This is a genomic window from Streptomyces sp. NPDC002176 (genome assembly GCF_044903645.1).
In the GTDB taxonomy this organism is placed as follows: domain Bacteria; phylum Actinomycetota; class Actinomycetes; order Streptomycetales; family Streptomycetaceae; genus Streptomyces.
This window is the reverse complement of sequence record NZ_JBJDQW010000001.1, coordinates 1,713,891-1,735,848: the sequence shown is the minus strand read 5'-3', so window position 1 is coordinate 1,735,848 and position 21,958 is coordinate 1,713,891. Positions and strand designations below refer to the sequence as shown.

The following is a 21,958-nucleotide window of genomic DNA, read 5'->3' as shown; positions in this document are numbered from 1 at the left end:
GTGACGCGTCCTCGTATCCTGGCCAGGTCGAAGTCCGTCCGCCGGGAAAGGTGTCCCTCGTTGCCGAACAGCCGTGGTCCGCAGATTCCGGTGGTCGTGCTCGCCGGATTCCTGGGGTCGGGGAAGACGACGCTGCTCAACCATCTGCTGCACCGCAGTGGGGGCAGCCGGATCGGGGCCGTCGTCAACGACTTCGGGTCCATCGAGATCGACGCGATGGCTGTCGCCGGGGCGCTCGGGGACTCGACCGTCTCGCTCGGCAACGGCTGCCTGTGCTGTGCGGTCGACGCGAGTGAGCTGGACACGTACCTGGCGAAGCTCGCCGCTCCCGGGGCCGGGATCGACGTCATCGTCATCGAGGCCAGCGGGCTCGCCGAGCCGCAGGAGCTGGTGCGGATGGTGCTGGCCAGTGAGCAGCCGGAGATCATGTACGGCGGGCTCGTCGAGGTCGTCGACGCCGCCGAGTTCGACGACACCCGCGCCCGGCACCCCGAGATCGACCGGCATCTCGCCCTCGCCGACCTCGTCGTGGTCAACAAGCTCGACCGGGCACCCGACGCCGACCGCGTCCTCGGTCTGGTCCACGAACTCACCGAGGGCGCCGTACTCCCCGCCACCTACGGCCGTGTCGACCCGGAGTTCCTCTTCGACTGCCGTCCCGGCGAGGAGCGCGTCGGCCAGCTCACCTTCGACGACCTGCACGGCCACGATGACGGCAGCGCCCACCTGCACTCCGGCTACGACACCCTGTCCTTCGTCTCCGACGCGCCCCTGGACCCCCGCGCCCTGATGGGCTTCCTGGATGGCAGGCCGGAGGGGCTGTACCGGATCAAGGGATACGTGGACTTCGGTGCCCACGACCCCGGCAACCGGTACGCCGTGCACGCGGTGGGCCGCTTCCTGCGCTTCCGGCCCGAGCCCTGGCCGCCCGGCGCCGAGCACCTCACCCAGCTCGTGCTGATCGGCACCGGCATCGACGCCGACGCCCTCGGCAAGGAGCTGGACGCGTGCCGGGGCGCCGCCGCGGACGACGAGCAGGCCATGTGGGGCGTCCTGCGTTATGTGCCGGGCTCCGAGGACGAGCCCGGCACACCGTAGAGACCGCTGGAACCCCGGACCCGCTAGAACACCGGCCCCGCCACCACCGACACCGTCTTCGGCAGCGAGGTGCCCGAGCCGTCGCGGCGCGGGTCCAGCTCCGGCAGCTCCACCGGCAGGCCGGTCTTCTGCGCCGCCTTGGCCGGTACCGGGCCCGCCCAGGCCAGTGCGAGGCAGTCCTCGCCCTTCAGGAAGCGCTGGCAGCGCACGCCGCCCGTGGCCCGGCCCTTGCGCGGGAACTGGTCGAACGGGGTCAGTTTGGCCGTCGTCTGCACCGAGTCGTCCAGCGTGCCCCGCGAGCCCGCCACCGTGAACACCACCGCGTCGGCGACCGGATCGACCGCCGTGAACGAGATCACCTTCGCGCCCTCGGTGACCTTGATGCCCGCCACACCGCCCGCCGCACGGCCCTGCTGGCGCACCTGGCCCGCCTGGTAGCGCAGCAGGTGGGCGTCGTCGGTGATGAACACCAGGTCCTCCTCGCCGGTGCGCAGCTCCACCGCGCCGACGATCCGGTCACCCTCCCTGAGGGTGATGACCTCCAACTCGTCCTTGTGGGACGGGTAGTCGGGCAGCACACGCTTGACCACGCCCTGCGCGGTGCCGATCGCCAGGCCGGGCGAGGACTCGTCCAGCGTGGTCAGACAGACCACTGTCTCGTCGCCCTCCAGGGCCACGAACTCCGCGAGCGGCGCCCCGCCGGACAGGTTCGGCGCGGTCGCCGTGTCCGGTAGCTGGGGCAGGTCGACCACGTTGATCCGCAGCAGGCGTCCGCTCGACGTGACCGCGCCGATCTCACCGCGTGCGGTCGCCGGGACCGAGGAGACGATCACGTCGTGCTTGGCCCGTCCGCCTTCCCGCGGGACGGGCTCGGCGCCGGTCGTACGGGCCAGCAGGGCGGTCGAGGACAGCAGCACCCGGCACGGGTCGTCGGCCACCTGGAGCGGCACCGTGGCCACCTGGGAGGCCGTCGACTCCAGCAGGACCGTACGCCGGTCGGAGCCGAACTTCTTGGCCACGTCGGCCAGTTCGCCCGAGACCAGCTTGCGCAGCTCCGCGTCCGACTCCAGGATGCGGGTCAGCTCCTCGATCTCCTGGTTGAGCCGGTCCTTCTCCGCCTCCAGCTCGATCCGGTCGTACTTGGTGAGGCGGCGCAGCGGCGTGTCGAGGATGTACTGCGTCTGGATGTCGCTCAGTCCGTAGCGCTCCATCAGGCGCTCCTTGGCCTGCGCGGAGTTCTCGCTGGACCGGATGACCCGGATGACCTCGTCGATGTCGACGAGCGCGGTCAGCAGGCCCTCGACCAGGTGCAGCCGGTCGCGGCGCTTGGTGCGGCGGAACTCGCTGCGCCGCCGCACGACCTCGAAGCGGTGGTCGAGATAGACCTCCAGCAGCTCCTTGAGGCCCAGGGTGAGCGGCTGACCGTCCACCAGGGCCACGTTGTTGATGCCGAAGGACTCCTCCATGGGCGTCAGCTTGTAGAGCTGCTCCAGGATCGCCTCCGGCACGAAGCCGTTCTTGATCTCGATGACCAGGCGCAGGCCGTGCTCGCGGTCGGTGAGGTCCTTGACGTCCGCGATGCCCTGGACCTTCTTGGCGTTGACCAGGTCCTTGATCTTGGCGATGACCTTCTCCGGGCCCACCGCGAAGGGCAGTTCGGTGACGACCAGCCCCTTGCGGCGGGCGGTCACCGCCTCGATGGCGACCGTGGCGCGCATCTTGAAGGAGCCCCGGCCGTTCGCGTACGCGTCCCGGATGCCGTCCAGGCCGACGATCCGGCCGCCGGTGGGCAGGTCGGGGCCCGGGACGTGCCGCATCAGGGCGTCCAGGTCCGCGTTCGGGTGCCTGATCAGGTGGCGGGCGGCCGCGATGACCTCGCGCAGGTTGTGCGGCGGCATGTTCGTCGCCATGCCGACCGCGATGCCGGAGGAGCCGTTGACCAGCAGGTTCGGGAAGGCGGCGGGGAGCGCGACCGGCTCCTGCTCCTGGCCGTCGTAGTTCGGCGTGAAGTCGACCGTGTCCTCGTCGATGGACTCGGTCATCAGGCTCGCCGCCGCGGCCATCCGGCACTCGGTGTACCGCATGGCGGCCGGCGGGTCGTCGTTGCCCAGGGAGCCGAAGTTGCCGTGGCCGTCGACCAGCGGGACGCGCATCGAGAAGGGCTGCGCCATGCGGACCAGCGCGTCGTAGATCGACGCGTCGCCGTGCGGGTGCAGCTTGCCCATGACCTCGCCGACCACGCGGGCGCACTTCACGTAGGCGCGCTCGGGGCGCAGGCCCATCTCGTTCATCTGGTAGACGATGCGGCGGTGCACCGGCTTCAGTCCGTCCCGGGCGTCCGGCAGGGCGCGCGAGTAGATGACCGAGTACGCGTATTCGAGGTAGGAGCCACGCATCTCGTCCACGACGTCGATGTCGAGGATCTTCTCCTCGAACGCGTCGTCGGGCGGCGGGGTCTTCGTGCTGCGGCGGGCCATCGCTGCCGGCTCCTTGCTGAAGGCGTGGGACGGATCGGACGCGGACCATTGTGGACCGGGGCACTGACAACGAGGGCCGCGACCCGGTCCGTACGGGTCCGCCCCCGGTGCTCGGCGGTCCCGCGGTCCGCCGCCGTACACCGGCCGGGGACCGCGCTCGCCATGAGCACGCCTGACGCAGGCTAGTCGATCCGCTGTGGGCGTACGTCGGGCGGGAACTCCGCCGGGCCCTCGCGCGGTTTGCATACAGTGGCAGGAACGGCAGGAAAACCGCGGTTTCTCTCGACCGCCACCGCTTGCGAAGGGACGTACATGCCCATGGGTCACACGACCACAGCCCAGGCAGGCTCCGGGGGCCTGACAGCGACCGAGCACCGCCTGGCCAACGGTCTGCGCGTGGTGCTCTCCGAGGACCACCTGACCCCGGTGGCGGCGGTCTGCCTCTGGTACGACGTCGGCTCCCGGCACGAGGTCGCGGGCCGCACCGGCCTCGCGCACCTCTTCGAGCACCTGATGTTCCAGGGCTCGGGCCAGGTCAAGGGCAACGGCCACTTCGAGCTGGTCCAGGGCGCCGGCGGTTCGCTCAACGGCACCACCAGCTTCGAACGCACCAACTACTTCGAGACGATGCCCGCCCATCAGCTCGAACTCGCCCTGTGGCTCGAGGCCGACCGCATGGGCTCGCTGCTGGCCGCGCTGGACGACGAGTCGATGGAGAACCAGCGCGACGTCGTCAAGAACGAGCGCCGCCAGCGCTACGACAACGTCCCCTACGGCACCGCCTTCGAGAAGCTGACCGCGATGGTCTATCCCGAGGGCCACCCCTACCACCACACCCCGATCGGCTCCATGGCCGACCTGGACGCGGCCACGCTGGAGGACGCCCGCGCGTTCTTCCGCACCTATTACGCGCCCAACAACGCGGTGCTCTCCGTGGTCGGCGACATCGACCCCGAGCAGACGCTGGCCTGGATCGAGAAGTACTTCGGCTCCATCCCCGGCCACGACGGCAAGGGCGCCCCGCGCGACGGCTCGCTGCCCGAGGTCATCGGGGACGAGCTGCGCGAGGTCGTCGTCGAGGAGGTCCCGGCGCGCGCCCTGATGGCCGCCTACCGGCTCCCGGAGGACGGCACGCGCGCGTCCGACGCGGCCGACCTCGCCCTCACCGTCCTCGGCGGCGGCGAGTCCTCCCGCCTCTACAACCGCCTGGTGCGCCGCGACCGTACGGCCGTCGCCGCCGGGTTCGGGCTGCTCCGGCTGTCCGGCGCGCCCTCGCTGGGCTGGCTGGACGTGAAGACCTCCGGCGACGTCGAGGTGCCGGTCATCGAGACCGCCATCGACGAGGAGCTGGCCCGCTTCGCGCAGGAGGGCCCCACCCCGGAGGAGATGGAGCGCGCCCAGGCCCAGTTGGAGCGCGAGTGGCTGGACCGGCTCGGCACGGTCGCGGGCCGCGCCGACGAACTGTGCCGGTACGCCGTCCTGTTCGGCGACCCGCAGCTCGCCCTGACCGCCGTGCGGCGCGTCCTCGACATCACTCCCGAAGAGGTCCGCGAGGTCGCGGCGGCCCGCCTGCGCCCGGACAACCGCGCCGTGCTCGTCTACGAGCCGAAGTCCCCGGAGGCGGTCGAGGACACCGACCTGCCCGACGACCCGGAGCACGAGGCCACCGTAGAGGCCGGCAACGACGACGAGGAGACGGCCAAGTGACCGAGCTCGCCCCCATGGAGTTCCACCCCCAGCCGCAGGCCGGTCAGGCCAAGCCGTGGGCGTTCCCGGCCCCCGAGCGCTCCACCCTGGACAACGGCCTGACCGTGCTGCGCTGCCACCGCCCCGGCCAGCAGGTCGTCGCCGTCGAGGTACTGCTCGACGCCCCCCTGGACGCCGAACCGGCCGGTCTCGACGGCGTCGCCACCCTGATGGCGCGCGCCTTCTCCGAGGGCACCGACAAGGACTCCGCCGAGGAGTTCGCCGCCGAACTGGAGCGCGCGGGCGCCACGCTGGACGCACACGCCGACCACCCCGGCGTCCGGCTCAGCCTGGAGGTGCCCGCCTCCCGCCTGGAGAAGGGCCTCACCCTGCTCGCGGACGCCCTGCGTGCCCCCGCCTTCGCGGAGAGCGAGATCGAGCGCCTGGTCCGCAACCGCCTGGACGAGATCCCGCACGAGCTGGCCAGCCCGGCCCGCCGTGCCGCGAAGGAGCTGTCCAAGGAGCTGTTCCCGTCCTCCGCGCGCATGTCCCGGCCGCGCCAGGGCACCGAGGAGACCGTCGAGAAGATCGACGCGGGCGCCGTCCGCGCCTTCTACGACCGCCATGTGCGCCCCGCCACCGCCACCGCGGTCGTCGTCGGCGACCTCGACGGCATCGACCTCGACGCGCTGCTCGCCGAGACCCTCGGCGCCTGGACCGGTACGCCCGGCCAGGCCCGCCCGGTGCCGCCGGTGACCGCCGACGACACCGGCCGTGTGGTCATCGTGGACCGGCCCGGCGCCGTGCAGACCCAGCTGCTCATCGGCCGGATCGGCTCCGACCGGCACGACCGCGTGTGGCCCGCCCAGGTGCTCGGCACCTACTGCCTCGGCGGCACCCTCACCTCCCGCCTGGACCGCGTCCTGCGCGAGGAGAAGGGCTACACCTACGGCGTGCGCTCCTTCGGCCAGGTGCTGCGCTCCGCCCCGGACGGCACCGGCGCCTCGATGCTCGCCATCAGCGGTTCCGTGGACACCCCGAACACCGGCCCCGCGCTCGCGGACCTGTGGACGGTGCTGCACACGCTGGCCGCCGAGGGGCTGACCGACGCCGAGCGGGACGTGGCCGTGCAGAACCTCGTCGGCGTGGCCCCGCTGAAGTACGAGACGGCCGCCGCCGTCGCGGGCACCCTCGCGGACCAGGTCGAGCAGCATCTGCCGGACGACTTCCAGGCGGAGCTGTACCGCACGCTCGCCGCCACCGGCACTGTGGAGGCCACGGCCGCCGTGGTGAACGCCTTCCCGGCCGACCGGCTGGTCACGGTCCTGGTGGGCGACGCCGCCCAGATCAAGGAGCCCGTCGAGGCGCTGGGCATCGGCGAGGTCAAGGTGGTCTCGGCCGAGTAGCCGACGCGAGCTTGCGCGTGTGGGCCCTGATGGCACATGAGTCGTCAGGGTCCACACGTGTGTTCGGGAGTGTGCTCGAACAGCGGTCACCAAATGTCCGGATTGAGGCGGAGGTTACCCCTCTGGCGTGTGGGATGCGCTACAAAAGTCCGGACCCGTTTGAAGATCCGCTCCCGTCCCCTTTAGCTTCTTCCGGGCTGTTCGTCAGGCAGTGCGCCGCGCCCGCGGCACCGGACAGTCATCGCCGAGTCCCCCGTAGGGGGAGCCGGGGACCCACCGCAGTCCCTGGGGTGAATCGGGCGCCCGCGCGCATGCGAGGGCGGCCGTAGGAGACCTTCCTGCTCCGAACCCGTCAGCTAACCCGGTAGGCGAGAGGGAAGGAAAGGAACAGCCTGCTCATGGCGTTCATGTGCGCCTCCGGGAAGCACCGCAAGCCCGGTCGGGTCAAGCGCACCACCGCGACCGCGGCCGGTGTGGCGGCCCTCACCACCGGTGTCGTCGGCACCCTCGCGGCCTCCCCGGCACTCGCCGCGGACAACTCCGTCGAGAACACCGGCCTCACCCCCGTCATCGCCGTCAGCGACACCCTCGCCGACGAGATCGCCGCGCAGGCCACCGCGCAGAAGGCGGCCGCCGAGCGCAAGGCCGCCGAGGAGGCCGCCGAGCGGGCCGCCGCCGAGCGGGCCCGCGAGGCCAAGGAGCGCGCCGCCCGCGACGCCGCGCGCAAGCTTCTCAACTCCTTCGTCATGCCGATCACCGGCTCCTACGTCTCCACCGCCTACCAGTCCTCCAGCTCCCTGTGGTCGTCCGGTTCGCACACCGGCATCGACTTCCACGCCGCCAGCGGCACCACGGTCCACGCGGCCGGTGCCGGGACCGTGGTCTCCACCGGCTGGGGCGGCGCGTACGGCAACGAGATCGTGATCAAGATGGCCGACGGCATGTACACCCAGTACGGCCATCTGTCGTCCATCGGCGTCAGCGTGGGCCAGCGGGTCGTCCCCGGCCAGCAGATCGCCCTGTCCGGCGCCACCGGCAACGTCACCGGCCCGCATCTGCACTTCGAGGCGCGCACCGGCCCCGACTACGGGTCCGACATCGACCCCGTCGCCTACCTCCGCAAGCACGGCGTGAACGTCTGACCCTCTCCTGCGAAAAGCCCCGGCCCACCCGGCCGGGGCTTTTCGCTGCCCGCTTTCCTCCGGGTGCTGTCCAAAAAATAGCCATGGATTCCGGTCCGCCATCGGAAATCTCCGCGCATTGCCATAGAGTCACGGAACAAGCGCGGTCGTCGGCGTTTCACGGGCATTAAGGCGGAGGTGGGTCATGCGTATTCCGGCGCACTCGGTGTGCACGGCGATCCGGGACGACATCGTCGCCGGGGTCCACGAGCGCGGCGCCCGGCTGACCGAGGAGGTCCTCGCCCGCCGCTATGGCGTCTCCCGCGTCCCCGTCCGCGAGGCGCTGCGCACCCTGGAGGCCGAGGGCTTCGTCGTGACCCGGCGGCACGCGGGCGCCTGCGTGGCCGAGCCCACCGAGCAGGAGGCCGCCGACCTGCTGGAGATGCGTCTGCTGCTGGAGCCGCTCGGTGCCGCGCGGGCCGCCCAGCGGCGCACCGAGGCCCATCTGAAGGTGCTGCGCGGCCTGGTCAGACTGGGTCAGGAGCGGGCGCGGCTCGGCAACAGCGACGACCTGCGCGCGCTGGACGGCTGGTTCCACGAGACGCTCGCCCAGGCGTGCGGCAGCCACGCGCTGACCTCGGCGCTCACCCAGCTCCGCCACAAGATCGCCTGGATGTACACCGTGGACGGCCCGGCCAGCCCCCCGGAGACCTGGGCGGAACACGGCGCGATCGTCGACGCGGTGGCACGCGGCGACGCCGAACGCGCGCGGGCGGTCACCGCGCTCCACACCGAGCGCGCGACCCTCGCCCACCGACCGCGCACCCCCACCCGGCACCCGCAACATGCTGTAAACACAGCGGGACTCCGGAATTAACACGGGCGCTGTATACAAAGAGGGATATTCGCGTGCCGGGCAATTGCGCTGCCCTTTTTCCGACGTGCCGCCATTCACCGACGGCGCGCTTTTCGTGGTGCCGGAATTCCCCGCGTCGATAGCGCGTCTTCGAAATGAGTGGGGGTGCATCTCTCGCCGCCTCCGGCGGGGTCTCGCAAGGTCATGAGGCGTTGTCGAGGCGGTGCCGCAGCTCGTCGTCCAGCTCCAAATCCAGGGCGCCGAGGCACTCGTCGAGCTGGTCCACCGAACTGACGCCGAGCACCGGCAGCACCGGCGGGTCGCCGCGCAGCAGCCAGGCGAGGACCACCTGGTTCCGCGTCGCGCCCAACTCGTTCGCCACGTCAGCCAGCACCGCCAGCCGACGCCTGCTGTCCTCGTGGTCGTACTGCTCGGGCAGGGGCCGGTCGGAGCGGGTGTACGCGCCGGACAGCAGCACCGAGTAGCCGAGCACGGTCAGGTCGGGCTCTTCGCGCGCGTAGTCGAGCAGCTCGTCGCTGATGTGCGGGTTCGCGCCGAACTCGGCGCCCGGCCGCGGCCGTAGGTAGGTGTGGCGCTGCTGGACGCAGGCGAAGCCGGGCAGCCCCGCGCTCCTGGCGATCTCACGGGCATGGGCGACGCGCCAGGCGGCGTGGTTGCTGCACCCGGTGACCCGGACCAGGCCGTCGGTCACCAACGACGCGAAGGTGGCCACGGTGTCTTCCAACGGTGTGCGCCGGTCCTCGATGTGGGCGAAGTAGACATCGAGGTGGTCGGTGCCCAGGCGGCTCATGCTGGCCTCGGCCTGGGCCCGGACCACTTTGTGGGACAGCCCTTCCGCGTGCTGCGGCCAGGTGGCGCCCGGCGGGTCGGGCAGCGCTCCTACCTTGGTGGCCAGTACGACCCGGTCCCTGGCCCGCCGGGACGCCAGCCACCGGCCCAACAGCTCCTCGCTCTCCGCACCGGTGCCGCCAGGCACCCAGAACGCGTAGGTGTTGGCGGTGTCGATGAACGTGCCGCCTGCGTCGGTGAACCGGTCGAGGATGGCGAACGCCCGCCGTTCGTCGACCGTCGTGCCGAAGTGCATGGTGCCCAGGCACAGCGCACTCACGCCGAGCCTCGACCCGCCGCCGTCGGACAAGGTCCGCTGTTCCATGTGAACCTCCTGTTGGTGATCGCGGATGACGCTAACGGCGATTGGCTCGGCCCTACGATCCATTCGCATGGAGGAATCCCGGACCAATCTCGCGTGGGGCGCGCTGCTCGACCTCCCGGGGGCGGGCGCGAAGCACGAGCGGCTGACCCGCGCGCTGCGGGCGGCGGTCCGCTCCGGGCGGCTGCCCGCGGGCAGTGCGCTGCCGCCGAGCCGCACCCTCGCCGCCGACCTGGGCTGTTCCCGCTGGGTCGTCACCCAGGCGTACGCGCAACTGGTGGCTGAGGGGTACCTGGACGCGCGGGTCGGGTCGGCCACCAGGGTGCGCTGGACTCCCGACACGGTGCCGGAGCCGCCGGAGGCCGACCGACCGCCGACACCACAGGCCCAGTTCGACCTGACCCCGGGCCTGCCGGATCTACGGGCGTTCCCGCGCGCCCGGTGGGGTGAGGCGGTCCGCGACCAGGCGCGCCGGGTGCCGTTCGCCGACCTGGGTTTCCCCCCGCCGGGCGGACACCCCGAGCTTCGCCGGGTCCTGGCCGACCACCTGCGCCGCTCCCGGGGCGTCGCGGTGGACACCGACGGCATCGTGGTCTGCACGGGCGTCACCGACGGCGCCGCCCGCCTGTTCCGGGCCTTGCGGGCCGAGGGGATCACTCGCGTGGCCGTCGAGGACCCCGGTTGGACGCGGCTGCGTCACGTGGCGCGTGAGGCCGGGCTGACCGTCGTACCGGTCCCGGTGGACGAGCATGGCCTGCGGGTGGCCGAGTTGGACCGCGATCCGGCGGTCCGGGCGGTGCTCACCACCCCGGCCCACCAGTTTCCGACCGGCGTCCCGCTCACCGCGGAGCGGCGCGCCGCGCTCGTGGAGTGGGCGCGGCGGATCGACGGGGTGGTGCTGGAGGACGACTACGACGCCGAGTTCCGCTACGACCACCGCCCGCTGGGCGCGCTCCAGGGGATGTGCCCGCAGCGAGTGGTGCTCCTCGGTTCGGTCAGCAAGACCCTGTCACCGGCCCTCGGCATCGGCTGGGTGGTCGCGCCGCCGCGGTGGCACCGGGTGCTGCGGGCGAGCGGCACCGTCCGGTCCGGCCCGCCGGTGCTGGACCAACTGGCGTTCGCCCGCCTGGTCCGGACCGGTGGCTATGACCGCCACCTGCGATCGGTGCGACAGCGCTACCGGGCCCGGCGGGCCGCCCTGCTCGACGCGCTGCGCACCCGGCTACCGACGAGCCAGGTCACCGGGTCGGCCGCCGGTCTGCACCTGGTGGCCCACCTCGGGGACGCCGTCGACGCGGCCGGTGTCGTCACGGCCGCGGCCGCCCGCGGGCTTCGACTGGTCGACCTGGGGACCTATCGAGTGGACCGCCGGGAACCGGCCGACTGCCTCGTCCTGGGCTACGGCAACCTCGCCGACGGCGCGGTCGACGCCGCCGTGGTCGTGCTCGCCGCGTCGGTGGCCGATCAGAGCGCGCACGACAGCGGACCACCGCGGTAGTCGACGGCATTCGGACCTGGTGGCCACGCCGAGACCGGCCCGATCGACCTGGCCTGTCACGCTGTGCGGTTCATGGCGATGGGGTCGAGCCTGAAGACGGCCGTCTTGTCGACATGACGCTCGATCTCATCGAGTGAGGCTTCCGGCTCGAACGGCAGACGCGGGTCCCGGTAGCCGACCTGAGGGAGATAGGTCGCAAGCGCTCGCGCTGCCTCACGTCCTTCCACCAGGACCGGATCGCACTCGGCGTGTTCGCCGTCGGGTCCGTCGCGCTCGATGCGGCACCGCCCGACCGCGAGCAGATTGCGGACCCAGTCCCGCGCACGCGTCGCCGAGCAGATGTAGAGGTGTCCGTCGACCGGGGTGACATTGACCCCGAACGGGCGCGGCTCGCCACTGCGTCGCCCCACCACATCGATCACCCGCGGGACCGGCCGCCCGTCCCGGTACGGCTCCACCGGTTGCTCGCGGAGCTGCTCCAGCATCTCCGACGCCGCCAGGCGCTGCTGCTGTCGGTCGTATCCCACCGCATCCACCAACCTCACCCCAAACGGTCCGACGGTCCATTTCGCTTGCCCTACGATATGGACCAACGGTCCGTTTCGGCAAGGGAGAGCCGCATGAGCCAGCGTGCCGACGCGATCCGCAACCGAGCCGCCGTCCTCGACGCCACCGAAGCACTGTTCCGGCAGGACGACCCGGGCCGCATCACCCTCGCCCGGATCGCCGAGACAGCCGGAGTGGGCAAGGCGACCGTCCTTCGGCGGTTCGGCGACCTGAGCGGGCTCGTCGAGGCCGTCCTCGCGCCCAGGGTCGACACCTTGCGGGACGCCATCCGGACCGGGAACCCACCACTGGGGCCCGGCGGCTCACCCCAGGCGAGACTGCACACTTACCTCGACGCACTGTTCGATTTCGTCCTCGACAACGGTGCGCTCATCCGCGCACTCGAACACCGTCGCCCCCACGCCTACTACGCGAACCCGGCAAGCCAGTTCTGGATCGACGAGCTCGCCCGACGGCTGCACGGCGCGCATCCGGCGGCTGACGCCGACTACCTCGCTTACGCCGTGTTCACCGCCCTGCGCGCCGACGTCATCGACTACCTCCGCGCCGAGCAACACATGAGCACCGACCGAATCCGCGCCGGCCTGCACAGCCTCATCCCCGTCAAGTTCGAAGACCCCCGATAGCGCGGATTGCGCGGAGGCCGGGGAAACACAGAAGCCGCGCCGCCCCCGAAAGGAGCGACGCGGCTTCCGCCGAGGATCGGGTCAGACCGTCTCGGGCAGCTCGTCCAGGCCCTCGGCGACCAGCTTGGCCAGCCGGTCCAGGGCGATGTCCGCGCCGTCGGCGTCGGAGGCGAGGACGATCTCCTCGCCACCCTGGGCGCCCAGGCCCAGGACGGCCAGCATCGAGCCCGCGTTGACCGGGGTGCCGCCGGACTTGGCGATCGTGACCGGGACGCCTGTGGCCGTGGCGGCTCGGACGAAGATGGAAGCGGGGCGGGCGTGGAGGCCCTCGGCCCAGCCGACGTTGACGCGGCGCTCAGCCATGTGATGCTGCCCTTCAGTCTCTCAGGTTGTCTAGACCAGTTTCCCATACGGGAAACCGTGCCCGGAGCGGCACTTCACCGCTCCGGGGCCGCTCCGTACCGGTCGTCGGACCGCGGCCTCGGCCCGACTTCCGTGTCCCACCCGCCGACTCGCGCCGTCCGTCCGCGTGAGCCGTACCCTGGGGCCCATGCAGACCCCGGCGGACCGGCAGGACCGGCACGAGTACCCCGCCCACTGGGAGGCGGACGTGGTGCTGCGCGACGGCGGCACCGCGCGCATCCGGCCCATCACCGCCGACGACGCCGACCGGCTGGTCAGCTTCTACGAGCAGGTGTCCGACGAGTCGAAGTACTACCGCTTCTTCGCGCCGTATCCCAGGCTCTCCGCCAAGGACGTGCACCGCTTCACGCATCACGACTTCGTGGACCGGGTGGGGCTCGCCGCCACCATCGGCGGCGAGTTCATCGCCACCGTACGCTACGACCGCATCGGCGCCGATGGCATGGCCGCCTCCGCCCCCGCCGACGAGGCGGAGGTCGCCTTCCTGGTGCAGGACGCCCACCAGGGCCGGGGGGTCGCCTCCGCGCTGCTGGAGCACATCGCGGCCGTCGCCCGGGAACGCGGCATCCGGCGCTTCGCCGCCGAGGTGCTGCCCGCCAACACCAAGATGATCAAGGTGTTCACCGACGCCGGGTACACCCAGAAGCGCAGCTTCGAGGACGGCGTCGTCCGGCTGGAGTTCGGGCTCGAACCCACCGACCGCTCGATGGCCGTGCAGCACGCGCGGGAGCAGCGCGCCGAGGCCCACTCCGTACGGCGGCTGCTGGCCCCCGGCTCCGTCGCCGTCATCGGCGTCGGCCGCGCGCCCGGCGGGGTCGGCCGCAGCGTCCTCGGCAACATCCGGGACGCCGGGTACCGAGGCCCCCTGTACGCCGTCAACAACGCCTTCCCGGACGGCTGCCACGAGGTCGACGGGGTGCCCGCACACCGCTCGGTCCGGGAGATCGAGGGCCCGGTGGACGTGGCCGTGGTCGCCGTACCGGCCGACGCGGTGCCCGCCGTGGTCACCGAGTGCGGCGAACACGGGGTGCAGGGACTCGTCGTGCTGTCCGCCGGGTACGCCGAGAGCGGCCCCGAGGGACGCGAGCGGCAGCGGGCGCTGGTCCGGCAGGCGCGCGCCTACGGCATGCGGATCATCGGCCCCAACGCCTTCGGCGTCATCAACACCGCCGAGGACGTGCGGCTCAACGCCTCCCTCGCCCCCGAGATGCCCCGCCCCGGCCGCATCGGGATGTTCGCCCAGTCCGGCGCCATCGGCATAGCCCTCCTCTCCCGGCTGCACCGGCGCGGGGGAGGGGTCACCGGGGTCACCGGCGTCTCCACCTTCGTCTCCTCCGGCAACCGCGCCGACCTCTCCGGCAACGACCTCCTCCAGTACTGGTTCGACGACCCCGACACCGATGTCGTCCTCATGTACCTGGAGTCCATCGGCAACCCCCGCAAGTTCACCCGGCTCGCCCGGCGCACCGCCGCCGCCAAGCCGCTCGTCGTGGTGCAGGGCGCGGGCTCCGCCCCGCAGGGCCACGCGGTACGGGCCACCCAGCTGCCGCACGCCACCGTGTCCGCGCTGCTCAGGCAGGCCGGGGTCATCCGGGTCGACACGATCACCGAACTCGTCGACGCCGGGCTGCTCCTGGCCCGCCAGCCGCTCCCCGCCGGACCGCGCGTCACCATCCTCGGCAACTCCGAGTCCCTCGGCATCCTCACCTACGACCGCTGCCTCGCCGAGGGGCTGCGGCCCTCCCGCCCGCTGGACCTGACCACCGGCGCCACCGCCGCCGACTTCCACCGGGCACTCGCCCACGCCCTCGCCGACGACACCTGCGACGCCGTCGTGGTCACGGCCATCCCCGCCATCGGGGAGGGCTCCCCGGACGACGCCGAGCTGGCGGAGGCGCTGCGCTCGGCGGCCGCCGCCGTGCCGGGCAAGCCGGTACTGGTCGTCCATGTCGAGCTGGGCGGCCTGGCCGAGGCCCTGTCCGCCGCCACCAGCACCCACCCGCACGCGGGCACGCCCGTGCTGCCGCCCGTACCGGTGCCGGACGACGCCCCCGAGGACGACGCCCCACGCCTGATCCCGGCCTACCCCGCCGCCGAGCGCGCCGTCCGCGCGCTGGCCGAGGCCGTCCGGTACGGCCAGTGGCGCCGGGAGGCCGCCGACCCCGGCAAGGTGCCCGAGTACGACGACATCGACGAGCGCAAGGCCGCCGAGATCATCGCCGGGCTGCTGGAACGCGGCGAAGGGCTCGCCGTCGGCCCCGAGGACACCCGCGAACTGCTCGCCACCTACGGCATCCACGTCCGCCCCGCGCTCCCCGCGCCCACCCCGGACGCGGCCTCCTCCGCCGCCCACTGCCTGGGCTACCCGGTCGCCCTCAAGGCCACCGCCCCCCATCTGCGGCACCGCTCCGACCTCGGCGGGGTCCGGCTCGACCTCGCCGACGAGGAGCAACTGCGCCGCGCCTACGCCGAGTTGACCGAGCTGTTCGGACCGCCCGAGCAACTCCGTCCGGTGGTGCAGGCCATGGCACCCAGGGGCGTGGACACCGTCGTACGCGCGGTCATCGACCCGGCGGCCGGTGCGGTGCTGTCCTTCGGGCTCGCCGGGGCCGCCTCCCAGCTCCTCGGTGACATGGCGCACCGGCTGGTCCCCGTCACCGACCGGGACGCCACCTCCCTGATCCGCTCCATCCGCACCGCCCCGCTGCTCTTCGGCTGGCGCGGCTCCACCCCCGTGGACACCCCGGCCCTGGAGCAGCTGCTGCTCCGGGTCTCCCGGCTGGTCGACGACCACCCCGAGGTGGTGGCCATCACCCTGGAACCGGTCGTGGTCGCCCAGCACGGCCTGACGGTCCTCGACGCCACGATCCGCCTCGCCCCGCCCCCCGCCCGCGACGACCTGGGCCCCCGCACCCTGCCGACGTACTGAAGGCCGACGTACTGAAGGGGGAGCCGATGGAGATCGCCGGCCGGCCGCTGCCCGAGGGGAGCTGGTGGGACTGGGAGGTGGTCGGCTGGGACGCCGGGCGGTTCCGGCTCGCCGCCGGGTACGACCTCACCCACCACCACGGCCTGGAGGTGGACTTCGTCTCCCCTGCCCTGGTGTCCTGCCCGTTCGCCTTCCAGGACCCCGTCTTCCGGCCGCCCACGGCCGCCGAGCGGGCCCGGCTGGCGCGCTCGCTCGGCGAGGACCCGCCCCTGGTCGTGGCCTTCGAGGCGGACGGCGGCGGCAGCGAACCGGTGTCCTGCCTCATCGCGGCCGAGGGCGTCGAGATACGGCCGGGACCGGTCCGGCGGGACGCCTCGGGTCCCCGTGACTGGCCCGGAGCGCCCCCGCCCACGGATTAGGATGGACGCCATGGCCAAGACCAGTACGACGACCCAGGGGCTCCGCGCGGCGATCGAGCGCAGCGGCTACTACCCGGCCCTCGTGGCCGAGGCGGTGGAGGCCGCTGTCGGCGGCGAGCCCGTCCGGTCGTACCTGGTCCACCAGGAGACCACGTTCGACCAGAACGAGGTCCGCCGCCATGTGACCGTCCTCGTGCTCACCGCCAACCGCTTCATCGTCAGCCACACCGACGAGCAGGCCGCCGACGGCACCTCCCCGACGCCGTACGCCACCACGTCGACCGAGTCCGTGAAGATCGGCCGGATCTCCTCCGTCGTGGTCAGCCGGGTGGTGGCCAACCCCGAGCAGTACACGCCGGGCACCCCGCCCCGCGAGGTCGTCCTCACCATCGGCTGGGGCGCGGTCAGCCGCCTCGACCTGGAGCCCGCCGCCTGCGGCGACCCGAACTGCGAGGCCGACCACGGCTACACCGGCAGCTCCACCGCCGACGACCTCAGCCTGCGCGTGAGCGAGGCCGGGGACGGCCCGGAGACCGTGCGCCAGACGCTCGCCTTCGCGCAGGCCATCTCCGAGGCGACCGCGGACGTCACCCGCTGATGTCGCAGCCCTCACCCTGGGACGCCCTGGAACCGCTCGCCCTGTCCTCCGCCCCGCTGCCCGAGTACGGCCACGGCTCCCTCGCCGACCTGCTGCCCACCCTCGCCGCGGGCCTGGGCGTCCCCGGCCTGACCCCCACCATCGCCGAGCTGACCCCGGCCGACCGGGTCTGCGTCTTCCTCGTCGACGGGCTCGGCTGGGAGCTGCTGCGCGCCCACCCCGACGAGGCGCCGTTCCTCAACTCGCTGCTGGGCAGCTCGCGCGGCGGCACCGGCCGCCCCCTCACCGCCGGTTACCCCGCGACCACCGCGACCTCGCTGGGCTCCGTCGGCACCGGACTGCCGCCCGGCGCGCACGGCCTGCCCGGCTACACCGTGCGCGACCCGGACACCGGGCAGCTGATGAACCAGCTCCGCTGGCAGCCCTGGACCCCGCCGCACGCCTGGCAGCCGTACCCGACCGTGTTCGAGCTGGCCGACCGCGCCGGGGTGCACGCCGCCCAGGTGTCGTCGCCCCACTTCCAGAACACCCCGCTGACCAAGGTCGCCCTCAGCGGCGGCACCTTCGTCGGCAGCCTCGCCGGTGAGGAGCGCATGGACCTCGCGGCCCAGCAGCTCGCCGCCGGTGACCGCTCGCTGGTCTACACGTACTACGCCGAACTCGACGGCGCCGGACACCGCTACGGCATCGGCTCCGACACCTGGCGCGGTCAGCTGATGTACGTCGACCGGCTCGCCCAGCGCCTGGCCGAACAGCTCCCGCCGCGCAGCGCGCTCTACGTCACCGCCGACCACGGCATGATCGACATCCCCTTCGACGAGGAGCACCGCCTCGACTTCGACGAGGACTGGGAACTGCGCGCCGGAGTCTCCCTCCTCGGCGGCGAAGGCCGCGCCCGGCACGTCTACGCGGTGCCCGGCGCCGCGAACGACGTACTGACCTGCTGGCGCGAGGTGCTCGGCGACCGCTTCTGGATCGCCTCCCGCGACGAGGCGATCCGGGCGGGCTGGTTCGGCCCGCACGTGGACGAGCGGGTGTACCCGAGGATCGGGGACGTGGTCGCCGCCGCGTACGACGACGTGCTCATCACCGCCTCCGAGCGCGAGCCCAAGGAGTCACTGATGGTCGGCAACCACGGCTCGATGACCCCGGCCGAGCAGCTCATCCCCCTCCTCGAAGTCCGCTCCTGACCCTCCCCCCACCGTGTCAACTCGCCGAAAGGTGCTCAACCCCTCATGCCCGAGCTGGTGTTCTTCTCCGGAACGATGGACTGCGGGAAGTCGACCCTGGCGCTGCAGATCGAGCACAACCGCTCGGCGCGAGGACTCCAGGGTCTGATCTTCACGCGGGACGACCGCGCCGGTGAGGGCAAACTGTCCTCCCGCCTCGGCCTGGTCACCGACGCGGTCGAGGCGATGCCGGGCATGGACCTGTACGGCCATGTCGTGGCCCTGATGTCGCGCGGCGGCAGGGTCGACTACGTGATCGTGGACGAGGCCCAGTTCCTCGGCCCCGAGCAGATCGACCAGCTGGCCCGCGTCGTGGACGACCTGGACCTGGACGTCTTCGCCTTCGGCATCACCACCGACTTCCGCACCAAGCTTTTCCCCGGCTCCCAGCGCCTGATCGAACTCGCGGACCGGATAGAGACGCTCCAGGTCGAGGCGATGTGCTGGTGCGGAGCCCGCGCCACGCACAACGCCCGTACGGTCGGCGGCGAGATGGTGGTGGAGGGCGAGCAGGTGGTGATCGGCGACGTGAACCGCCCGGCGACCGCCGTCGGCTACGAGGTCCTGTGTCGCCGTCACCACCGCCGCCGGATGACGGCCGCGTCCACCCAGGCGGGCGCCCTGTCCCCGGACGTGCTGCCGGTCACCTCGGGCTGACCTACCCGCGCGGCCGCGGCACGGTACCGATCTTGCCCACCACGCCGAACCGCGCCCCCTGCGGGTCGGCCACCGTGGCCACCCGGCCGTACGGGGTGTCGTGGGCCGGTTCCAGCAGGTGGCCGCCGAACTCCAGCACCTGCCGCACCGTGGCGTCGGTGTCCGTCACCTCGAAGTGGGGGAGCCAGTGCGCGCCCAGGGCGCGGGGGAGGGCCTGGCCCATGCCGCGCAGGGCCACCACCGGGCGGCCGCCGCTGCGCAGGGTGATGTGGTCCGGGGCCGACGGGGGCTCCGCCTCGTAGCCGAACACCCGCGCGTAGAACGTCGTCACGCGCACCGCCGACGCGGTCCGCAGCTCGTTCCACGCGGGCAGGCCCGGTCCGCCGCCGCGCGGTGGGGCGGGGTGAGTCAAGGCGCTGCAGAAGCCGAAGACCGCGCCGGACGGGTCGGCGGCGATGGCCACCCGGCCGTTGTCGCCCGCGTCCAGCGGGCCCACCGCCACCGTGCCGCCGGACAGCCGCACCCGCTCGGCCGTGAGGTCCACGTCGTCCGAGGCGAGATAGGGCGTCCAGGCCGCCGACAGACCGGCGTCCGGGGGCAGTTGGCCGATCACCGCCACCTCCCGGCCGCCCAGCGACGCCCGCACCGGGCGGCCGAGCGGGCCGGGCCGGAACTCCCAGCCGAACAGGGCCCCGTAGAACTCCTCGGCGGCGTCCGCCGCCCGCGTCATCAGGCTCACCCAGCACGGGGTGCCGGGCGCGTGCGGCGCTCGTGGACCCGCAGACTCCGGTGCCTCGGTCATCGCTCACTCTCTCTCCGGTCCCTCATGGGGGCCGTGTCGCATCCGCGCCCTGCGGGCGGGGCCGGTCGACCGACGCCCGCGTGCCCGTGCCGCCATGGGTACGGGGCGGCACACGGACCGGCGGAAGATCCGGTCGGCCGCCGTTCGCCGCGCGGGCGATGACCGGCGAGTGCCGCCGAACGCACACTGTGTGCCCGATACCGTACGCCGTGTGATCGCGGCTGTCCGGCCGAGCGGAGGAGTGGGGACCGGGCGTGGCGGCCACCCCGTGCGCGAGGATGGCGCCATGACAGTCATCATCACCGCCCCCGAACTCGCCCGGGAGCTGGCCGGGCCGACCCCGCCGACGCTGCTGGACCTGCGCTGGCAGCTGAGCGCGCCGGACGCCCCCGCCTTCGACGCCCGTGCCGCCTACGAGGCCGGACACCTCCCCGGCGCGGTCTTCGTCGACCTGAACCGGGAGCTGGCGGCGCCCCCCGGCCCGCGCGGCCGCCATCCCCTGCCGGACATCGTCGAGTTCGGCGCCGCCATGCGCCGCGCGGGCGTCTCCGCCGGGACCCCGGTCGTCGTGTACGACGGCGGACAGGGCTGGGCGGCCGCCCGCGCCTGGTGGCTGCTGCGGGCGACGGGTCACCCGAACGTGAGGGTGCTCGACGGCGGGTTGACGGCATGGGAGGGCCCGTTGTCGACAGAGACACCGGCCCCGGCCGAGGGCGACTTCGAGCCGCTGCCGGAGCCGACCGGGGTGCTCGACGCGGACAGTGCGGCCGGACTGGCGGGCTCGGGCGTCCTGCTGGACGCGCGCGCGGGGGAGCGGTACCGGGGCGAGGTGGAGCCCATCGACCGGGTCGGCGGCCACATTCCGGGCGCGCTGTCGGCGCCGACGATGGAGAACGTGGGTCCGGACGGCCGCTTCCTGCCCGCCGCCGACCTGCGTGACCGCTTCAAGGCGCTGGGCGTCTCCGGTGACGCGCCGGTCGGTGTCTACTGCGGCTCCGGCGTCTCCGCCGCCCACGAGGTGCTGGCCCTCGCGGTCGCGGGCATCCCGGCCGCGCTGTACGTGGGTTCCTGGTCGGAGTGGTCCAACGACCCGTCCCGCCCGGTCGCGGTCGGCCCGGACCCGCGCTAGGCACGACGAGAGGGGGAGCGCACCCGCGTTCCCCCTACGCTTCCCTACGCTCTCGCTACTCCTGCTTCTTGCGCCGGGTCCCGAACACGATCTCGTCCCAGCTCGGCACGGCGGCCCGGCGGCCGGGGCGCACCCCGTCGGCCTCGGCCTGACGGTCCGTCGCGCCGGTCAGCCGGTCGCGGTGACTGGAGACGGCACGGGGCATGAGCACGTCCGCGTAGGCGGAACCGGCCGACGCGGCGGGCGCCGGGGGCTCCTCCTCCAGGACCTCCTCGGCCGCCGCCTCCTCCGGAGGCTCCGGCGGCCGCTCCGGCACCACCAGGTCGCCCCGGAAGCTCGGCACGGCCTCCAACAGGCTGGTCAGGGAGTCGCGTTCGCCCGTGTTCTCCTCGACGGGCTCGGACGGCTGCGCGGGCAGGCTGGGCCGCTCGCGGTCGACCCGCTCCAGAGCACGGTCCATGCCGCGGTCGCGCGGCAGCCGCGCGATACGCGGGACGAACGGGAAGCTGGGCTCCGGCACCGCGAGGTCGTCGGACTCGCCGATCAGCGAGCGCGCCTCGTCGTCGACGGCCTGGACGAGCCGCCGGGGCGGGTCGTACGTCCAGCTCGCCGAGTGCGGTTCGCCCGCGACCAGATAGACGAGCAGGACCTCCCAGGTGCCGTCGTCGCGGCGCCAGGAGTCCCACTGCACGGTGTCCTTCTCGGCCCCGCGCAGCAACAGCCGCTCCTGCACGGCCTCGCCGAGCGGCGGGCCGGAGTTCTCACCGGGGCGGCGGACGGGGGTCTTGCGGGCGCGCTCGGCCATGAAGGCGCGCTCGGCGAGCACGGGCCCCTCGAAGCGGCGGACCCGGTCGACCGGGATACCGGCGAGCGTGGCGACCTCTTCCGCGGTGGCACCGGCTCGTATCCGCGCCTGGATGTCACGGGGGCGGAGGTGGCTCTCCACCTCGATCTCGATCTGGCCGAGGCGGGGGCGGTCACCGCGCACGGCGGCGCGCAGCCGCTCGTCGATCGGAAGGGTGTACTCCGTCGCGTCGGCAGCCTTGAGCACCAGCCGTGTGCCGTCATTCGAGACGGCCACGACACGCAGTTCGGGCATGGGGACCTCCCGGATGGTGCCTGCCGACGTCACGTGCGTCGCTGCTTCCGCTAGTCGAGTGTGGCCTGCCCGAGCGCAACCTGCCACAACCTTGCCGAGTTGCCCGGCGTGTCGGGCGCGAGCCGAGCACCGCCGTTATGGCACGGTTACCTGTTTGCAACGCTGAG

19 protein-coding genes and 1 riboswitch are annotated in these 21,958 nt (G+C 72.8%); of the genes, 13 read left to right on the top strand and 6 right to left on the bottom strand.

Going from position 1 to position 21,958, the window contains the following annotated elements:
* Positions 1–60 precede the first annotated feature (60 nt).
* Entirely contained in the window at positions 61–1,098 is a 1,038-nt protein-coding gene (locus ACI2LY_RS07795) for a CobW family GTP-binding protein (RefSeq protein WP_404706362.1), read from the top strand.
* A 23-nt stretch (positions 1,099–1,121) separates the two neighbouring features.
* Here ACI2LY_RS07795 and ACI2LY_RS07790 read toward each other — a convergent pair whose 3' ends face one another.
* Complete coding sequence (locus tag ACI2LY_RS07790; protein ID WP_404706361.1) at positions 1,122–3,575, bottom strand: DNA topoisomerase (ATP-hydrolyzing) subunit A; 2,454 nt, start codon at positions 3,573–3,575, stop codon at positions 1,122–1,124.
* A 312-nt stretch (positions 3,576–3,887) separates the two neighbouring features.
* Here ACI2LY_RS07790 and ACI2LY_RS07785 point away from each other — a divergent pair, with 312 nt between their 5' ends.
* The 4 genes from ACI2LY_RS07785 to ACI2LY_RS07770 all read left to right on the top strand — a co-directional run bounded on the left by ACI2LY_RS07785 (position 3,888) and on the right by ACI2LY_RS07770 (position 8,665).
* Complete coding sequence (locus tag ACI2LY_RS07785) at positions 3,888–5,282, top strand: M16 family metallopeptidase (RefSeq protein WP_404706360.1); 1,395 nt, start codon at positions 3,888–3,890, stop codon at positions 5,280–5,282.
* Complete coding sequence (locus tag ACI2LY_RS07780) at positions 5,279–6,667, top strand: M16 family metallopeptidase (RefSeq protein WP_404706359.1); 1,389 nt, start codon at positions 5,279–5,281, stop codon at positions 6,665–6,667. The genes ACI2LY_RS07785 and ACI2LY_RS07780 overlap by 4 nt, the downstream gene beginning before the upstream one ends.
* A gap of 232 nt (positions 6,668–6,899) precedes the next feature.
* Positions 6,900–7,053: riboswitch (cyclic di-AMP (ydaO/yuaA leader) on the top strand.
* Between the two features lie 12 nt (positions 7,054–7,065).
* On the top strand, positions 7,066–7,809 hold the full coding sequence (locus ACI2LY_RS07775) for a M23 family metallopeptidase (RefSeq protein WP_404706358.1): 744 nt from the start codon (positions 7,066–7,068) through the stop codon (positions 7,807–7,809).
* Between the two features lie 184 nt (positions 7,810–7,993).
* Positions 7,994–8,665, top strand: coding sequence for a GntR family transcriptional regulator (locus tag ACI2LY_RS07770; RefSeq protein ID WP_404706357.1), 672 nt, complete (start codon positions 7,994–7,996; stop codon positions 8,663–8,665).
* Between the two features lie 181 nt (positions 8,666–8,846).
* On the opposite strand, the gene ACI2LY_RS07765 is transcribed toward ACI2LY_RS07770, so the two are convergent.
* Positions 8,847–9,818 carry an aldo/keto reductase gene (locus tag ACI2LY_RS07765; RefSeq protein WP_404706356.1) on the bottom strand — a complete coding sequence of 324 codons (972 nt, stop codon included), beginning with the start codon at positions 9,816–9,818 and terminating at the stop codon, positions 8,847–8,849.
* Positions 9,819–9,885: 67 nt separating this feature from the next.
* Between ACI2LY_RS07765 and ACI2LY_RS07760 the strand changes: the two genes are divergently transcribed.
* Positions 9,886–11,313 carry a PLP-dependent aminotransferase family protein gene (locus ACI2LY_RS07760; RefSeq protein ID WP_404706355.1) on the top strand — a complete coding sequence of 476 codons (1,428 nt, stop codon included), beginning with the start codon at positions 9,886–9,888 and terminating at the stop codon, positions 11,311–11,313.
* A gap of 56 nt (positions 11,314–11,369) precedes the next feature.
* On the opposite strand, the gene ACI2LY_RS07755 is transcribed toward ACI2LY_RS07760, so the two are convergent.
* Positions 11,370–11,849: a hypothetical protein gene (locus tag ACI2LY_RS07755; protein WP_404706354.1), complete on the bottom strand. Its 480-nt coding sequence runs from the start codon at positions 11,847–11,849 to the stop codon at positions 11,370–11,372.
* A gap of 84 nt (positions 11,850–11,933) precedes the next feature.
* Here ACI2LY_RS07755 and ACI2LY_RS07750 point away from each other — a divergent pair, with 84 nt between their 5' ends.
* Positions 11,934–12,506, top strand: coding sequence for a TetR/AcrR family transcriptional regulator (locus ACI2LY_RS07750; protein ID WP_404706353.1), 573 nt, complete (start codon positions 11,934–11,936; stop codon positions 12,504–12,506).
* Positions 12,507–12,587: 81 nt separating this feature from the next.
* Here ACI2LY_RS07750 and ACI2LY_RS07745 read toward each other — a convergent pair whose 3' ends face one another.
* Entirely contained in the window at positions 12,588–12,869 is a 282-nt protein-coding gene (locus ACI2LY_RS07745; RefSeq protein ID WP_389006204.1) for an HPr family phosphocarrier protein, read from the bottom strand.
* 187 nt (positions 12,870–13,056) lie between these two features.
* Here ACI2LY_RS07745 and ACI2LY_RS07740 point away from each other — a divergent pair, with 187 nt between their 5' ends.
* The 5 genes from ACI2LY_RS07740 to ACI2LY_RS07720 are packed head-to-tail and all read left to right on the top strand — an operon-like array spanning position 13,057 to position 18,761.
* Positions 13,057–15,858: a GNAT family N-acetyltransferase gene (locus ACI2LY_RS07740; RefSeq protein ID WP_404706352.1), complete on the top strand. Its 2,802-nt coding sequence runs from the start codon at positions 13,057–13,059 to the stop codon at positions 15,856–15,858.
* A gap of 26 nt (positions 15,859–15,884) precedes the next feature.
* Positions 15,885–16,277: a hypothetical protein gene (locus tag ACI2LY_RS07735; protein WP_404706351.1), complete on the top strand. Its 393-nt coding sequence runs from the start codon at positions 15,885–15,887 to the stop codon at positions 16,275–16,277.
* Position 16,278: 1 nt separating this feature from the next.
* The gene (locus ACI2LY_RS07730; RefSeq protein ID WP_389006210.1) at positions 16,279–16,875 is read left to right on the top strand and encodes a DUF5998 family protein; all 597 of its coding nucleotides are present in this window, start codon (positions 16,279–16,281) and stop codon (positions 16,873–16,875) included.
* Positions 16,875–18,065 carry an alkaline phosphatase family protein gene (locus ACI2LY_RS07725; protein ID WP_404706350.1) on the top strand — a complete coding sequence of 397 codons (1,191 nt, stop codon included), beginning with the start codon at positions 16,875–16,877 and terminating at the stop codon, positions 18,063–18,065. Before ACI2LY_RS07730 ends, ACI2LY_RS07725 begins: the two co-directional genes overlap by 1 nt.
* A 45-nt stretch (positions 18,066–18,110) precedes the next feature.
* Entirely contained in the window at positions 18,111–18,761 is a 651-nt protein-coding gene (locus ACI2LY_RS07720; protein ID WP_393592451.1) for a thymidine kinase, read from the top strand.
* A 1-nt stretch (position 18,762) separates the two neighbouring features.
* Here the strand turns inward: ACI2LY_RS07720 and ACI2LY_RS07715 are convergent, their stop codons facing one another.
* The gene (locus ACI2LY_RS07715) at positions 18,763–19,563 is read right to left on the bottom strand and encodes a VOC family protein (protein ID WP_404706349.1); all 801 of its coding nucleotides are present in this window, start codon (positions 19,561–19,563) and stop codon (positions 18,763–18,765) included.
* 286 nt (positions 19,564–19,849) lie between these two features.
* Here ACI2LY_RS07715 and ACI2LY_RS07710 point away from each other — a divergent pair, with 286 nt between their 5' ends.
* Complete coding sequence (locus tag ACI2LY_RS07710; RefSeq protein WP_404706348.1) at positions 19,850–20,692, top strand: sulfurtransferase; 843 nt, start codon at positions 19,850–19,852, stop codon at positions 20,690–20,692.
* A gap of 55 nt (positions 20,693–20,747) precedes the next feature.
* On the opposite strand, the gene sepH is transcribed toward ACI2LY_RS07710, so the two are convergent.
* Positions 20,748–21,791 carry a septation protein SepH gene (gene sepH, locus ACI2LY_RS07705; RefSeq protein ID WP_393911890.1) on the bottom strand — a complete coding sequence of 348 codons (1,044 nt, stop codon included), beginning with the start codon at positions 21,789–21,791 and terminating at the stop codon, positions 20,748–20,750.
* Between the last annotated feature and the right edge of the window lie 167 nt (positions 21,792–21,958).

Bases quoted from the DNA above. Each gene is read 5' to 3' on its own strand.
- ACI2LY_RS07740 (WP_404706352.1), top strand. From the start codon at position 13,057: ATGCAGACCCCGGCGGACCGGCAGGACCGGCACGAGTACCCCGCCCAC.
- ACI2LY_RS07745 (WP_389006204.1), bottom strand. From the start codon at position 12,869: ATGGCTGAGCGCCGCGTCAACGTCGGCTGGGCCGAGGGCCTCCACGCC.
- ACI2LY_RS07750 (WP_404706353.1), top strand. From the start codon at position 11,934: ATGAGCCAGCGTGCCGACGCGATCCGCAACCGAGCCGCCGTCCTCGAC.
- ACI2LY_RS07775 (WP_404706358.1), top strand. From the start codon at position 7,066: ATGGCGTTCATGTGCGCCTCCGGGAAGCACCGCAAGCCCGGTCGGGTC.
- ACI2LY_RS07720 (WP_393592451.1), top strand. From the start codon at position 18,111: ATGCCCGAGCTGGTGTTCTTCTCCGGAACGATGGACTGCGGGAAGTCG.
- ACI2LY_RS07735 (WP_404706351.1), top strand. From the start codon at position 15,885: ATGGAGATCGCCGGCCGGCCGCTGCCCGAGGGGAGCTGGTGGGACTGG.
- ACI2LY_RS07710 (WP_404706348.1), top strand. From the start codon at position 19,850: ATGACAGTCATCATCACCGCCCCCGAACTCGCCCGGGAGCTGGCCGGG.
- ACI2LY_RS07785 (WP_404706360.1), top strand. From the start codon at position 3,888: ATGCCCATGGGTCACACGACCACAGCCCAGGCAGGCTCCGGGGGCCTG.
- ACI2LY_RS07790 (WP_404706361.1), bottom strand. From the start codon at position 3,575: ATGGCCCGCCGCAGCACGAAGACCCCGCCGCCCGACGACGCGTTCGAG.
- ACI2LY_RS07765 (WP_404706356.1), bottom strand. From the start codon at position 9,818: ATGGAACAGCGGACCTTGTCCGACGGCGGCGGGTCGAGGCTCGGCGTG.
- ACI2LY_RS07760 (WP_404706355.1), top strand. From the start codon at position 9,886: ATGGAGGAATCCCGGACCAATCTCGCGTGGGGCGCGCTGCTCGACCTC.
- ACI2LY_RS07725 (WP_404706350.1), top strand. From the start codon at position 16,875: ATGTCGCAGCCCTCACCCTGGGACGCCCTGGAACCGCTCGCCCTGTCC.
- ACI2LY_RS07730 (WP_389006210.1), top strand. From the start codon at position 16,279: ATGGACGCCATGGCCAAGACCAGTACGACGACCCAGGGGCTCCGCGCG.
- ACI2LY_RS07770 (WP_404706357.1), top strand. From the start codon at position 7,994: ATGCGTATTCCGGCGCACTCGGTGTGCACGGCGATCCGGGACGACATC.
- ACI2LY_RS07715 (WP_404706349.1), bottom strand. From the start codon at position 19,563: ATGACCGAGGCACCGGAGTCTGCGGGTCCACGAGCGCCGCACGCGCCC.
- sepH (WP_393911890.1), bottom strand. From the start codon at position 21,791: ATGCCCGAACTGCGTGTCGTGGCCGTCTCGAATGACGGCACACGGCTG.